Below are 13,561 nucleotides of genomic sequence, written 5' to 3'. Positions count from 1 at the left end.
GATGGGTCAGGCGTCGAGGGGCTCGGCGGCGCGCCGGACCGGGCTCTGGATCGGCCTGGCGATGTCGAAATGGCAGGCGACGGAACGGCCCGGACCGCGGCGTTCGAGACGCGGCGCACGTTCGCGGCAGACGGCCTGGGCCAGCGGGCAGCGCGTGTGGAAGGCGCAGCCCGTCGGCGGATCGAGCGGGCTCGGCAATTCGCCCTCGAGGATCTGGCGACGGCGCGTGCGGGCGAGCCTGGGGTCGCCGACCGGCGCGGCCTCGATCAAGGCGCGGGTATAGGGATGGGCCGGTGCCGCGAAGATTTCGGCCGCCGGCCCGCTCTCGACGATGCGGCCGAGATACATGACCAGGAGCCGGTCGGCGATGTGCTCGACCACCGAGAGGTCATGGGAGATGAACAGGTAGGAGACGCCGAACTCGCGCTGCAGATCCTGCAGGAGATTGATCACCTGGGCGCGCACCGACACGTCGAGCGCCGAGACCGGTTCGTCGCAGATCAGCACCTTGGGATTGAGCACGAGCGCGCGGGCAATGCCGATGCGCTGGCGCTGGCCGCCGGAGAATTCGTGCGGATAACGGCTCGCGGCATCCTTGGGCAGGCCGACCTTGGCCATGACGGTTTCGACCCGCTCGCGGATCTCGGCGCGCGGCCGGCCGGCGACGACCAGCGGCTGGGCAATGATCTTGCCGACCGGATGGCGCGGGTTGAGCGAGCTGTAGGGATCCTGGAAGATCATCTGTACGCGTGGCCGCAGAGGCTTCAGCGCGCCTGCGGTCAGCGTGGTGATGGCCGTACCCTCGACCGAGACCGTGCCGGCGGCGATCGGCACCAGCCGCATGATCGCCTTGCCGAGCGTCGACTTGCCGCAACCGGACTCGCCGACGAGGCCAACCGTCTCACCGGGATTGACCTCGAGGCTGACCTCGCTGACCGCCTGCACCAGGCCGCGCGCGCTCGGAAAGGCGACGCTCAGTTCACGCACCGACAAGAGCGACATGGCGCTGATCCTCCATCTCGGCCGCGAAGCAGGCGACGCCTCGGCCCTCCCCGTGATCGACGAGGCGCGGCTGTTCGGTCCTGCAGCGGTCCATCGCCAGTGAGCAACGATTGGCGAACGCACAGCCGGCCGGCAGCGCGTCGAGGCCCGGCACGCTGCCCGGGATCTCGACCAGCCGGCCGCGCTTCAGCCGCGTCGCCGAGGGTGTCGCGCCGATCAGGCCGCGCGTATAGGGATGCAGGGGCCGCTCGAAAATATCGTCGACCGGCGCTTCCTCGACCTTGCGGCCGGCATACATGACGATGACCCGGTCGGCGGTTTCGGCAACCACGCCGAGGTCGTGGGTGATGATGATGAGCGCCATGCCGGTGGCGGCCTGCAGGTCTTTCATCAGCCGCAGGATCTGCGCCTGGATGGTGACGTCGAGCGCCGTGGTCGGCTCGTCGGCGATCAGCACGTTCGGCCGACTGGCAATCGCCATGGCGATCATCACGCGCTGGCTCATGCCGCCGGAGAGCTGATGCGGATAGTCGTCGAGCCGCCGCTCCGGATCGGGGATGCCGACCTGGCGCAGGAGCTCGAGCGCCCGCACCGTCGCATCCGCGGCGCTCATCGATCGATGACGGCGGATCGCCTCGACGAGCTGGCGGCGCACCGACACGACAGGGTTGAGCGAGGTCATCGGGTCCTGGAAGACCATGGCGATCTCGCGGCCCCTGACGTCGCGCATCGCACGTTCGGACAGCTGCACCAGGTCGCGCCCGCCGAGCGCCACCGAGCCGCCCGCGATACGCGCCGGCGGCTCCGGCAGCAGCCGCATCAGGGCCAGCGCGGTCAGCGACTTGCCGCAGCCGGATTCACCAACCAGTGCCACGGTTTCGCCGGCATCGACAGCGAGCGAAAAGCCGTCGACCGCCTTCAGCCGGCCGCGCCGGGTGACCAGTTCGACCGCGAGGTCGGTAACCGCGAGAGCCGGTGCCATCACCGGTCCCTCAGCTTCGGATTGAGCGCGTCGTTGAGCCCGTCGCCGATCAGGTTCAGCGCCAGCACGGTGAGCATGATGGCAAGCCCGGGCACCGCGCAAATGTACCAGGAGGTGCGGATCAAGGTGCGGCCATCGCCGATCAGCCCGCCCCAGCTCGCCACATTGGGATCGCCCAGGCCAAGGAAGGAGATCGAGGATTCGAACAGGATGGCGCTGGCGATCACCAGCGACGACAGGATGATCACCGGCGGCAAGGCATTGGGCAGGATCTCGCCGACGATGATCCGCCAGTCGCTCATGCCCATGGCCCGGCAGGCCTGGATGAACTCGCGGTCGCGCAAGGACAGGAACTCGGCGCGGGTCAGCCGGGCGATCGGCGTCCACGTGACGATGCCGACAGCCAGGGTGATATTGCCGATGGACTGACCGAGGATCGAGACGATGGTCAGGATGAAGATGATGTTCGGCACCGTCTGGAACAGCTCGGCGAAGCGCATCAGCACCTCGTCCGCCCAGCCGCCGAAATAGGCCGCCGTCGCGCCGATGGCGACGCCGATGCAGGTGGCCGTCAGGCTGGCGAACAGGCCGATCATCAAGGTCGTGCGCGCGCCGTGGGCGACCATGGCGGCGATGTCGCGGCCGAGCGAATCCGTGCCGAGCGGAAAGCGCGGATTGAGGAAAGGCCAGATCTCCGGCCGGCCGACGATGCGCAGCGGATTGCGCGGAAACAGGCTTGGCGCAATCACGGCGAAGACGATGACGGCGAGGATGACGAGGAGGCCGACAAGGGCTGCGCGATTGCGGCCGAAACGCCTGACGAAATCGATGAAGGGAGCCATGATATCTGCTCGCTATCGGGCGCGAATGCGCGGATCGAGCTTGAAATAGGCGAGGTCGACCGCGGCATTGGCGAGCGCGACGATCAGCGAGGACAACACCATGACGCCGAGCACCACGGGGTAGTTGCGGCTCATTACGCTGTCGAGCATCAGGCTGCCGATGCCCGGCCAGCTGAACACCGCCTCGATGACGACGCTGCCGCCGACCACCGTGCCGAGCTGCAGGCCGAGCAAGGTCACCACCGGCAGGAGCGCGTTACGCAGGACATGCTTGATGACAACGCCGGCGCTCGACAGGCCCTTGGCGCGGGCGGTGCGGACGAACTCCAGGCGGAACACCTCGAGCATGGCGGCGCGCATGACGCGGGCATACATGGCGGCATAGAACAGCCCGAGCGACACCGCCGGCAGCAGCAGGTGGCGGCCGACATCCAGCGTGTCGGCCATGACACCGCCAGGGCCGCCAATGGTGCGCATGCCGCCGACCGGCAGCCAGCCGAGCTTCACCGCGAACAGCACGGTCATCATGATGCCGAGCCAGAAGGTCGGGGCGGCGAAAAAGAACACGGCGCCGAGCGAGATCAGGTTGTCCCAGACGGTGTTGACCTTGACCGCGGCGATGACACCGGCGGTGACGCCGACGATCAGCGCGATGGCGATGCTCGCCAGCATCAGGATCACGGTGGCCGGCAGGTGATGCAGGATCACATCCAGCACCGGTGCGTTCTGCCGGTAGGAGAAGCCGAAATCCAGCGTCAGCACCGACCAGATATATTTGCCGAGCTGGACGATCGCCGGCTGGTCCATGCCGTAGAGCACGCGCAACCGTTCGATCAGCACGGGATCGCTGACCTGCTGCTCGGCGGTCATCACGTCGAGGAAGCTGCCCGGCGCGAGCTGGATCAGCGCGAAGTTCAGGACGATGACGCCGAGCAGAAGCGGCACGATCTGGGCAAGACGCCGGAGCAGGATACGTTGCATGGCCTGTCTCCCGCCTCAGCGGTCGAGCCAGACATTGCCCCAGCTCTCGCCCATGAAATCGGCGAACTGGGAGTGGCCGCGGACATCGGCGCTGGCGACCGTCACCGACTCGATCTCGACCAGCGATGTCCAGGGCACGTCGGTGGCGATCACCACCTGCAATTCATGGGCGAGCGCCACACGTTTCTTCGGGTCGATCTCGACCGACAGCCTGGCGACGATGTCGTCGACCTTGGGGTTGGAATAGCCATTGGCGTTGCGGAACGCCGCCCCCTTGAGGATGCCGTCCGAGGTGGTGAACTGGGTCCATTGCGGCACCAGCTCGACCGCGCCGGAATTGTTCGACAGCGCGATATCGTAGTCGTAGTCGGTATAGATGCGCTTCAGCGAGGTCGCCCGGTCGGGGATTGCCAGATCGACCGTGATGTCGATGTCCTCGAGCGCCTGTTTGACATATTGGCCGAGCTTGACGTTCTCCTCGAACCAGCCGGCAGCCACGACATTGAGCTTGAATCGGCTGCCGTTCCGGACCGGGAAACCGGCGGCATCGAGCAGTTGCCCGGCCTTCCTGACGTCGAACGGATAGACCGGGACATCCTTGTTGAAGAACAGCTTGTTGCTGCTCGGGATCGGCCCGGCGGCCGGCTTGGCCAGGCCGAAAAAGATCGTCTCGGCGATGAAGCTGCGGTCGATGGCGTGGTTGATCGCGCGGCGCACCTCGGCGCGCTTGACGATGTCGCGGCGCGAATTGAACTCGATGGTCGAGACCCAGGCCGAATTGTCATAACCCTTGGTGGTGGAATCAAAACGCCCGGTGGCATCGAGGCGCTTGATGTCGGGAGCCGGCGTCGGGTTGAACACGCCGATGTCGAGCTGGCCGGCCTCGAAGGCCGCCGAGCGCGAGGCCGGATCGCGCCACCAGCGGATCACCAGCCGATCGAGATAGGGCAGTTGCGGGTCCCAGTAGCGTTCGTTGCGGCTGAACTCGACATGGCTGCCGCGAACCCATTCCTTGACCTTGAACGGACCGGTGCCGACCGGAGCGTTGTTGACCGGGTTGGTCAGGATGTCGCGGCCGTCATAAAGGTGCCTGGGGATGACGAGGCCCGACTTGCCGGCCAGGATCGACTTCAGGAAGAAGTCCGGAACGGCCGCGTCGAAGGCCAGGCGCACCGTGGTGGCGTCGACCGCCTCGGCGCCGACCAGCGCCTTCAGCGCCACGCCGGCCGAGATCGTCTTCCAGTAGTTCAATGCGTTGAACACCACGTCGTCGGCGGTGAACGGCTTGCCGTCATGCCAGGTGACATTGGGGCGCAGCTTGATGATGTAGCTCATGAAGTCTTCGGCCGCCGTGACCTCGAGCGCCAGCACCGGCTCGAAACCGAGATCGTTGTTCAGGCGCAACAGCCGCTCATGCACCTTGGTCGAGGTGAAATAGGGGCTGGAGCCGCCGCCCGGCGGCACGAACAGCGATTGCGGCTCGAAACCGCCCCAGGTGGCGGTCAAGGTGCCGCCGCGCTTCGGCGTGGCGCCGGCACCCTGGCCGAAGGCCAGGCTGTGACCGCCGATCACGGAGGCCAGGACGCCGCCGGCGGTGCCGGCGAGCAGATTGCGGCGGGAGAGGCTGGACATCGGGGCACCTTTCAACTCGGTCTGAACATGCGGCTTGCGGCCAGGCGCCGACGCGCCGGGCCGTCTTTCCCGTCAGGTCTTGTCCTGGGTCGCGTAGCTCGCCCGGCCGATGGCCAAGAGCGTGCCACGCTCGTCGAACACGTCGACATCGGAAACCCCGACGCTGCGGCCGTTGCGGCGTACCTTCGCGGTCACGATCAGCGCGGTGTTCACGGCGGGGCGGAGATAGTCGACGCGGAAATTAATGGTCGGCAGGCCGCGGCCGATCAGCATGATCAGGGCGAAATCGCCGACCGTGTCGATGACCGAAGCGATCGGGCCGCCATGCCATTGGCCGGTGCCGGCGCCGCGTTCCAGCTCGGGGCGGAACGGCGCGCGAATGGTGATCTCCTCGCGGGCCGCATCGGCCGAGACCACCTTCAGGCCCAGAAAGGCGCTGAACGGCGAGGCGTCGAGCTTGGCCTGCAGCTGTTCGATGGAGAGGGGGGAATTCGAACGGGCCGTGGTCACGGATACTGCCTCGGCGGTCATGGCGTCACCACGACCTTGCCGATGACCTCGCGGTCCTCGATGACGCGCAGTGCCTCCGCCGCCTGGTCGAGCGGATAGGTCTTGTCGACCAGGGCCTTCAGCTTGCCCGAACCAATGAGGTCGAAGAGTTCGCCGATATCCTTCGGCTCCCAGCCATTGGAGCCGAGGATCTGCAGCTCGAAGGTCCAGATGAAACGGATGTCCTCGGTCGGCGCGAAACCGGCGGTGGCGCCGCAGGTGAGCAGGCGGCCGCCGAGGCGCAGCGCGCGCAGCGATTTCACCCAGGTGTCGCCGCCGGTGAAATTGACCACGACGTCAACGCCACCGCTCTTGTCGTGGCGCCGCCGTTGTGGCTTGCCGTGGCGTTCGTGCACGACTTTGAGGAAATCCTCGTCGCGGTAGAGGATGATCTCGTCGGCGCCGAGCTCCAGCAGCCGGTCGGCTTTTTCCTGTGAGCCGGCGGCGGCGATGACATAGGCGCCGGCCAGCTTGGCGAGCTGCACGCAGCAGACACCGACACCGCCGCTGGCACCGAGGATCAGCACCTTCTCACCGGCCGAGACCTTGCCGATGGTGGTCATCATGCGCAACGCCGTGCCATAGGCGACCGGCAGTGCGGCTGCCTGTTCGAACGACACATTTTCGGGAATGCGGATCAGCTGATGGGCGCGCGCGCGGCAATATTCGGCGAGCCCGCCATTGACCGTCTCGCCCATCAGGCCGCCTTCGACCCGGTTGATCGGGTCGACCAGCACCCGGTCGCCGATGTTCCAGCCGGTGACGCCAGGGCCGATCTCGGCGATCTCGCCAACCACATCAAGGCCAATGATGACCGGCAGCGGGATCTTGATGCCCGGCATGCCGCGGCGGGTGAAGACATCGTGGTAGTTGAGGGAGCTCGCCCGGACCCGCAGCACCACGTCGCCCTCGCCGGCCGTCGGGGTCGGAAAATCCGGCTCCAGGCGAAGCTGGTCGAGGCCGCCATGTTCTCGCAAAACCACTGCACGCATATCGAGACGCTTTCCCTGTCATCGCTGCCGCCCCGGACCGGGCCGTCGCCGATGGCGCGGACAAGCGCTCCCCGTTCCGGAGCCCACGGGCTTCCGGTGCGGATCGTCGACTTGTCCTTGCGCATCGATCGACGAAGCCGAGGCCGCATCGGCCTTTCCGGAACGTCCAATAGAAGCCACCGCAGCGGCCGGAAAAGCCTGTCACCGGCCCTCTGCGGAGTGTCCTAAGTGTTCCGCCGAGGGTCCGCTATGTCAACCGGAATGTTCTTTTTGAAGAACGATACGATCGTAGTGAATTGAACTCCCAGCAGACTCAAGCAGAGAAGCCGAATCCTCGAATGATCAAAATTGGCCGATAACTTTGCAAAATTCACGAATTTGAGATGCCTATCGCTTCCCAACATGTCGATGAATCGACATTTCGATCAACATTGTCTCTCCGATCAGACATTTGAAGACCAAATCTCTCCGCAAGATCGTTCTTTAAAACGTACATTCTCTCGCGGCCGACACAACCGCCAGCCGTCGTTCGTGGCTCGCTCCGCGACGCCCGTCAGAGGCATGGTCAGGTCGATGCACGCGCCGCCAAGGCGAAGCCCAGATCGACCCGGCGCTCGACGGCAGGCGCGCCCTTCAGCCGGCCGACGATGATCTCGGCCGCGCGCCGCCCGATGGCCTCGCGGGGAATATCCAAACCGGTCAACGGCGGATCGAGAATCCGGCCGATCTCGTGATCGTCGAAACTGGCGATGGCGAGGTCGCCGGGAACCGCCAGGCCGCGCTTCATGGCCTCGATCGCCAGCGCCACCGCCAGGACGTCGCCGGCGCCGAGGATCGCGTCGAAGACCGGCCTCGCCGCCAGGATCCGGTCCATCAGCGCCGCGGCATCGGCGTAGCCGCCGGCCGCCTCGAAAACCGCGTCCGGGGCGGCGGCGAGGCCCGCCGCGGCAAGCGCCGAGCGGAAGCCGTCATGGCGGCGGCGCGCACGGCTGGAGCGGGCGAGCGGCAAGGTGACGAAGGCAATGTTGCGGCGGCCCCGGTCCAGGAGGTGGCGGGTCAGGACCGCCGTCGCATCATGGTTCGAAAAACTGACCACGGTATCGACGGGCGCATCGACGAGATCGCCGGTTTCGATGACGATCACGCCGGCCTGCCTGATCAGCCGCAGCAGACCGGCCTCATGGCTGGTTTCGTGCAGCACGAGCGCCGCCGGGCGCTGCCGCAACAGTTCGCGCACCACCCGCGTTTCCTCCGTGGACGAATAGGCGGCTTCCGCGACCGACAGAACGAAGCCGTGCCTGGACAATTCGCCCGACAGCCCACGCAGGATCGCGGTGTAAAGATTGTCGGTCAGCGACGGCACCACGGCCGCCACCACGTTCGAAGCCCGGCGCTTGAGCGCCGCCGCGATGCCGTCGGGGATATAGGCAATGTCGGCTGCCACCTGCTCGATGCGGCTGCGGGTTTCCGCCGCGACGCTGTCAGGGTCGCTGAACACGCGCGACACCGTCATGACCGAGACGCCGGCGCGCCGCGCGACCTCGGTCATGGTCGATTTCCGTGACACCCCGTCGCGACCTTGGTTGACATCGTCCATTTCACCGATATTCTCCTATGTGAACGTTAACATCAAGAGTCAAGACGGCAAACGCCAGCCTTTCCCACCGCTTTGACGGTATTTTCGGGCCAGGCACCACCGATCGGGACCGCGGAGGAAAATCGATGATCTCACGCCGTTGCCTCATGGCCGCGCTTGCCGCGACACCAGCGCTCGCCCGCCGCGCCAGGGCCGCCACCTGGCCGGAACGGCCGGTCAGGATCCTGATCCCCTTCGCACCGGGCGGTGCCGCCGATACGCTCGCCCGCATCCTGTCGGAGAGCTTCAAGGAGGAGGCGAACGGCCAGCCGCTGGTCGTCGAGAACCGGCCGGGCGCCGGCGGCACGCTGGCCGCGGCCAGCACCGCGCAGGCGGCCGGCGACGGCCATACCCTGCTGATGGGCGACATTGGCGCCAATGCGGTTGCCGGGGCGCTGTTTCCGACCTTGCCCTATGCCATCGACAAGGCCTTCGTGCATGTCATTCATCTCGCCAACCTGCCGATGGCGATGATCGCCCATCCCTCGGTCGGCGGCGGCACCCTGCAAGGATTGATCGCGGCGGCCAGAGAGAAGCCCGGCGGACTGAACTATGCCTCGGCTGGCCCGGGCGGCGCCTCGCATCTGATGATGGAACTGTTCAACCGGCTGGCCGGGGTGCAGATCCAGCACATCCCCTATCGCGGCGGCGGCCCGGTCCTGCAGGCCGTGCTGACCAACGAGGTCCAGGTCGCCTTCTCGACGGTGTCGACCACCCGGCCCTTCATCGAATCGGGCGGCGTGCGCGCCATTGGCGTCGGTGGGCGCAACGTCGTGCCGATGCTGCCGACGGTCCGGCCGGTGGCCGAGACCGTGGCCGGCTTCGAGGCCGAGACCTGGCATGGCATCCATGCCCCCGCGGCGGTGCCGCCCGACGTGGCGGCTCAAATCAACCGGGTGTTCAACGCCTTGCTCAGGCGCCCGGAGGTGCTTGCCCGGATGGAACAGCAATCGGCGATCGCGGTCGGCGGCAGCTCAGACGCCTATGCCGCTTTCGTGCGCGGCGAGATCGACAAATGGAGCCGGGTGGTGCGGGATGCCGGTATCAGGATGACCAATTGACCCCGTCGCAGCCGCTGGTCATCACGGCCGCGCTGACCGGTGGGGCCCCGCGCAAAGGCCCGGCCCATCCGGTGACGCCGGAGGCGGTAATGGCCGACGCCATCGCCGCCTGGCGGGCGGGTGCCGCCATCGTCCACCTTCATGCCCGCACCGCCGATGGCGGCACGACCATGGCGCCCGCGGCCTATCGCTCGATGGTCACGGCCATTCGCCATGGCGGATGCGAAGCCGTGATCGATCTCAGCGCCGGCGACGATGGCGGCAAGGCCGATCACGCGGCGCGGCTCGCGGTGATCGAGAGCGGCGGCGAACTGGTGACGCTGGCTTGCGGTCCGTTTAACCTCGGCGGGCGGCTCTACGACAACAGTCCGGGATTTGTCGATCGCATGGCGCAGGCCATTGCAGCGACGGCTTCAAAGCCGATCCTCGAGGTGTTCGACACCGGCCAGATGGCGACGCTCAACCGGCTTCTTGCCGAGGGCGCGCTGGTTCCGCCCGTCATGGTCGAATTCGTCATGGGCGTGCCGGGCGGCATGCCCGTCGACTTGAAGCTGCTGCCGGTCCTGATCGAGCGGTTGCCCGCGGGCGCGCTCTGGTCGATCTCGATCCAGACGCATGATCCTGTGGCCTTCCGGGCGATCCAGCGACAGGTGATCCTGCATGGTGGCCATGTCCGCACGGGCCTCGAGGATCACGTCTTCGATGCCAAGGGCGGTCCAGTCGCCGGCAACGCCGCACTGGTCGCCGAGGCCGTGGTTGTCGCCCGTAGCCTTGGACGAGAGATCGCAACAGCCGACCAGGCGCGGCGGTTGCTGGGCTTGCCCGCCTTGCCATCCGTCGACGTTCAGCCGCGGCATGGCTCCGGAGCCAATCGCGATCGCGGTGCTTGAGCCGGTTGCGACGACGGCCACCGCCGTCGCCTATCGGGACCGGGAGCTCGACATGTCCCGCGGGCTCAGCGCCAGCGACAGCAAGGCACCGACAATCGCCAGGCATGAGATCTGGATCAGGCCGGCGCTGACCCAGCCCGCCTTGTTGGCGATGAAGCCGATGAGGTAGCCGGCAAAGGCGCCCGAACCATAGAGGCTGGTGACGAAGATGCCGGTGGCGCGGCCGGCCTGATCCGGCACGACCGACTTCACGTGGTAGCCGGCGAGATTGACATAGATCGTGCCGCTGACGACGAAACCCCAGACGAAGGAGAGACAGGCCTGCGCGGCAAAGGCGGTGGCGCCCTGGAAGATGAAATAGCCGAGCGCTGCCGCCGACAGGAAGGCGAAACCGAGCACCAGGCGGGGCGAGAACCGGTCGCCGAGCCAACCGCCGATGAGGGAGGCCAGCACACCGAGCCCGTAAATGCTCATGACGCTGCCGGTATCGGCCGGCGAATAATGCAGCTGCTCGCGCAGGAAGGTCGGATACATGCCGAGATAGCCATAGATGATCAGGCCGCCGATCAGGCTGAGCAAGGTCAACAGCACGGTGTTGCGGTTGTTGAGGCCCGACGCGCCACCTTCGCCCGCCAGGCTCTGCCGATTGTTGACCACTTCGGTCAGCGACGGCCGGACCGCGATCCAGATCGCCGCCATGGCGACAAAACCGATCAGACCGAAACCGATGATCGGTCCGCGCCAAGTGCCTTGCGCGCTGAGCAGCACCGCCGCGGCGATCGGGCCAATGATGGCGCCGACGCCGAAGGACGCATTGATCGCGCCGACCGCAACGGCGCGGTAGCGGACGAAATAGCTGGTGGCGACCGCAATCAGCGCGGTCAGCTGCATGGCTTCGCCGATGCCGGTGGCGGCACGATAGACCAGCATGTCGGCCATGCCGCCGGCATAGGCCGTCAGAACGGTGCCGACCGAGAAGATGGCGATGCCGATCTGCAGCACGGCCTTGCGCGAATAGCGCGCCAGGAGATAGCCGGTGGGCCAGCCGGCGACCGCCATGCCCAAAGTGAAGATGGTCGACAACAGCCCGGTATCGGCGAGCGAGAAGCCGTATTCCTTGCGGACATCGGCGGCCAGCAGGGGGAAGATCTGCCGGTCCATGGCGTTGATGACATAAGACGCCAGCAGGATGCCGAACATCGCGAGCATGGCGAGCCGGGTGTCGGTTTCGGCGTGTGCGCGCCCTGGCGCTCCGGCCGTGGTTGCGTCGTTCATGATAGCCTACCTCAGCCGCTTGAACGGCCGTCCCTGGTCTCAGTGGGTTTTGCTGGGTTCATCCCGTTCGGGCGGCCGCGTCTTGAGGCGCGGTCCGCATCTTGATATCCGGCGCCGCCGGTCAGCCGGCGCGCGCGGCCCGGTACCAGTCGACGATCTCCTCGCCGGTCTGGAACAGCACGCCGGGCCTGAGCGCGATATGTTCCAGCGCCTCGCGGAAATAGCGCAGGCGATGCGGCGCGCCCATGATGTAGGGATGGACGACCAGCGCCATGACGCGGGCCGAGTCGCGGGCGTCGGCATAAAGCTGTTCGAACTGGTCGATCGCCCGGTCGCGATATTCTGAGGCCTTGTGGTGCTGGATCAGCATCATCGCGACGTCGTTGCATTCCTGGGTATAGGGCACGTTGACGATCGGCCCGGAGCGGGTCTTCAACTCGACCGGCTGGTCGTCCAGCACCCAGTCGCAGACATAGTCATAACCCTGTTCGACCAGGATATCGGGCGTCTCCCAGGTCTCGGTCAGGCCCGGCCCGAGCCAGCCGCGCGGCGGCCGGCCGGCATAGGCGCGGATCGCTTCGGTGGTCTTGGCGATATCCTCGCGCTCGTCGGCGACCTTCTGCATGTTCTTCTGGGTGAAGCCGTGGCCAACGAATTCCCAGCCACGGTCGCGGGCGGCCCGCGCGATCGGCTCATAGGTGCCGATGGCCGAGCCGTTGATCGCCAGAACGGCGCGGATGTTCAGCGTGTCGAACACCTCGAGCATGCGCCAGAAACCGACCCGGTTGCCATATTCGTGCCAGGCCCAATTGGGGATATCAGGGCTCGGCGAGCCGCCGGCCGGCGGCGTCAGCACGGTGCGCGGCATCGGCTCGCGGGCGTTCCATTCCTCGATATTGACGATGACCCAGACAGCGAGACGGGCATCGCCCGGGAGCTTCAGCGTCGGCCGCTCGGCAATGGCGGAATAGGCAATGCGTTCGGTCGGCAGCATGATCAGTCCTCCCGTTCGGTGATGGTGATGGCGAGCCGCCCGAGCCCGGCGATCACACCTTCCAGCCGGTCGCCCGGCAGCACCGGGCCGACACCGGCCGGTGTTCCCGTGAAGATCAGGTCACCGGCGACGAGCGCGTAGTGGCGCGACAGGTTCGCGACGATTTCGGCGACGTTCCAGATCATCTGGCCGATATCGCCGGTCTGGCGCGTCTCGCCGTTGACGCTGAGCGAGATGGCGCCGGCGGTGATGTGGCCGACGCTGTCGGCCGGATGAATCGGGCCGCAGGGCGCCGAACTGTCGAAAGACTTGCCGACCTCCCAGGGCAGGCGCAGATCGCGCGCCTCGCGCTGGCGGTCGCGACGGGTCAGGTCGATGCCGATGGCATAACCGAAGACATGGTCGAGCGCCCGCTCGACCGGGATGTTGCGACCGCCGCGTCCGATCGCCGCGACCAGTTCGATCTCGTGCTGGAAATCATCGGTGAAAGCCGGATAGGGCACGGCGCCGCCGTCCTCGACGATCGCGTCGGCCGGCTTCTGGAAGAAGAACGGCGGATCACGCTCGTCGCCCTCCTTCATCTCCCTGATGTGCTCGACATAATTGCGGCCGACGCAATAGAGCCGCCTGACCGCGAAGGCGGCCTCCGAACATGTCACCGAAACAAGCACCGGATCCGGGGCGACGATATACGCCTGCTGACTGGCTTGCACGATCCGATCCTC

The 13,561-nt window shown here is 66.7% G+C and carries 13 protein-coding genes; 2 read left to right on the top strand and 11 right to left on the bottom strand.

Annotated features, from left to right (window positions below; genetic code table 11):
• Window positions 1–6: 6 nt before the first annotated feature.
• The 8 genes from E8M01_RS19825 to E8M01_RS19790 all read right to left on the bottom strand — a co-directional run bounded on the left by E8M01_RS19825 (window position 7) and on the right by E8M01_RS19790 (window position 8,529).
• Window positions 7–1,002 (bottom strand): ABC transporter ATP-binding protein, encoded by a 996-nt coding sequence (locus E8M01_RS19825; RefSeq protein ID WP_136961709.1) that lies wholly within the window; start codon window positions 1,000–1,002, stop codon window positions 7–9.
• Window positions 980–1,984 carry an ABC transporter ATP-binding protein gene (locus E8M01_RS19820; protein WP_136961708.1) on the bottom strand — a complete coding sequence of 335 codons (1,005 nt, stop codon included), beginning with the start codon at window positions 1,982–1,984 and terminating at the stop codon, window positions 980–982. The genes E8M01_RS19825 and E8M01_RS19820 overlap by 23 nt, the downstream gene beginning before the upstream one ends.
• Window positions 1,984–2,826, bottom strand: a complete 843-nt coding sequence (locus tag E8M01_RS19815; RefSeq protein ID WP_136961707.1) for an ABC transporter permease — start codon at window positions 2,824–2,826, stop codon at window positions 1,984–1,986. Before E8M01_RS19815 ends, E8M01_RS19820 begins: the two co-directional genes overlap by 1 nt.
• Window positions 2,827–2,838: 12 nt before the next feature.
• Window positions 2,839–3,807, bottom strand: coding sequence for an ABC transporter permease (locus E8M01_RS19810; RefSeq protein WP_136961706.1), 969 nt, complete (start codon window positions 3,805–3,807; stop codon window positions 2,839–2,841).
• 15 nt (window positions 3,808–3,822) lie between these two features.
• Window positions 3,823–5,439 carry an ABC transporter substrate-binding protein gene (locus tag E8M01_RS19805; protein ID WP_136961705.1) on the bottom strand — a complete coding sequence of 539 codons (1,617 nt, stop codon included), beginning with the start codon at window positions 5,437–5,439 and terminating at the stop codon, window positions 3,823–3,825.
• Window positions 5,440–5,511: 72 nt separating this feature from the next.
• Entirely contained in the window at window positions 5,512–5,949 is a 438-nt protein-coding gene (locus tag E8M01_RS19800) for a PaaI family thioesterase (protein WP_246088367.1), read from the bottom strand.
• A 17-nt stretch (window positions 5,950–5,966) separates the two neighbouring features.
• Window positions 5,967–6,980, bottom strand: coding sequence for a quinone oxidoreductase family protein (locus E8M01_RS19795; protein WP_136961703.1), 1,014 nt, complete (start codon window positions 6,978–6,980; stop codon window positions 5,967–5,969).
• 565 nt (window positions 6,981–7,545) lie between these two features.
• On the bottom strand, window positions 7,546–8,529 hold the full coding sequence (locus E8M01_RS19790; protein ID WP_170181981.1) for a LacI family DNA-binding transcriptional regulator: 984 nt from the start codon (window positions 8,527–8,529) through the stop codon (window positions 7,546–7,548).
• Window positions 8,530–8,702: 173 nt separating this feature from the next.
• On the opposite strand from E8M01_RS19790, the gene E8M01_RS19785 reads away from it, so the two are divergent.
• Window positions 8,703–9,677, top strand: coding sequence for a Bug family tripartite tricarboxylate transporter substrate binding protein (locus tag E8M01_RS19785; protein ID WP_136961701.1), 975 nt, complete (start codon window positions 8,703–8,705; stop codon window positions 9,675–9,677).
• Complete coding sequence (locus tag E8M01_RS19780) at window positions 9,674–10,567, top strand: beta-keto acid cleavage family enzyme (RefSeq protein WP_170181980.1); 894 nt, start codon at window positions 9,674–9,676, stop codon at window positions 10,565–10,567. Before E8M01_RS19785 ends, E8M01_RS19780 begins: the two co-directional genes overlap by 4 nt.
• Window positions 10,568–10,597: 30 nt before the next feature.
• Here the strand turns inward: E8M01_RS19780 and E8M01_RS19775 are convergent, their stop codons facing one another.
• The 3 genes from E8M01_RS19775 to E8M01_RS19765 all read right to left on the bottom strand — a co-directional run bounded on the left by E8M01_RS19775 (window position 10,598) and on the right by E8M01_RS19765 (window position 13,549).
• Complete coding sequence (locus E8M01_RS19775) at window positions 10,598–11,842, bottom strand: MFS transporter (protein WP_136961699.1); 1,245 nt, start codon at window positions 11,840–11,842, stop codon at window positions 10,598–10,600.
• Window positions 11,843–11,963: 121 nt separating this feature from the next.
• Window positions 11,964–12,836 carry a polysaccharide deacetylase family protein gene (locus E8M01_RS19770; RefSeq protein WP_136961698.1) on the bottom strand — a complete coding sequence of 291 codons (873 nt, stop codon included), beginning with the start codon at window positions 12,834–12,836 and terminating at the stop codon, window positions 11,964–11,966.
• Between the two features lie 2 nt (window positions 12,837–12,838).
• The gene (locus E8M01_RS19765) at window positions 12,839–13,549 is read right to left on the bottom strand and encodes a fumarylacetoacetate hydrolase family protein (protein WP_246088366.1); all 711 of its coding nucleotides are present in this window, start codon (window positions 13,547–13,549) and stop codon (window positions 12,839–12,841) included.
• Window positions 13,550–13,561: the final 12 nt, after the last annotated feature.

It is taken from the genome of Phreatobacter stygius (assembly GCF_005144885.1).
GTDB lineage: Bacteria > Pseudomonadota > Alphaproteobacteria > Rhizobiales > Phreatobacteraceae > Phreatobacter > Phreatobacter stygius.
Note: the sequence above shows the minus strand (reverse complement) of the source record. Positions and strands in the feature narration are given on the sequence as shown.

What these genes read in the sequence shown, in the direction of transcription:
- E8M01_RS19825 (WP_136961709.1), bottom strand. Translation starts at nt 1,002, where the DNA reads ATGTCGCTCTTGTCGGTGCGTGAACTGAGCGTCGCCTTTCCGAGCGCG.
- E8M01_RS19820 (WP_136961708.1), bottom strand. Translation starts at nt 1,984, where the DNA reads ATGGCACCGGCTCTCGCGGTTACCGACCTCGCGGTCGAACTGGTCACC.
- E8M01_RS19815 (WP_136961707.1), bottom strand. Translation starts at nt 2,826, where the DNA reads ATGGCTCCCTTCATCGATTTCGTCAGGCGTTTCGGCCGCAATCGCGCA.
- E8M01_RS19810 (WP_136961706.1), bottom strand. Translation starts at nt 3,807, where the DNA reads ATGCAACGTATCCTGCTCCGGCGTCTTGCCCAGATCGTGCCGCTTCTG.
- E8M01_RS19805 (WP_136961705.1), bottom strand. Translation starts at nt 5,439, where the DNA reads ATGTCCAGCCTCTCCCGCCGCAATCTGCTCGCCGGCACCGCCGGCGGC.
- E8M01_RS19795 (WP_136961703.1), bottom strand. Translation starts at nt 6,980, where the DNA reads ATGCGTGCAGTGGTTTTGCGAGAACATGGCGGCCTCGACCAGCTTCGC.
- E8M01_RS19790 (WP_170181981.1), bottom strand. Translation starts at nt 8,529, where the DNA reads ATGACCGAGGTCGCGCGGCGCGCCGGCGTCTCGGTCATGACGGTGTCG.
- E8M01_RS19785 (WP_136961701.1), top strand. Translation starts at nt 8,703, where the DNA reads ATGATCTCACGCCGTTGCCTCATGGCCGCGCTTGCCGCGACACCAGCG.
- E8M01_RS19775 (WP_136961699.1), bottom strand. Translation starts at nt 11,842, where the DNA reads ATGAACGACGCAACCACGGCCGGAGCGCCAGGGCGCGCACACGCCGAA.
- E8M01_RS19770 (WP_136961698.1), bottom strand. Translation starts at nt 12,836, where the DNA reads ATGCTGCCGACCGAACGCATTGCCTATTCCGCCATTGCCGAGCGGCCG.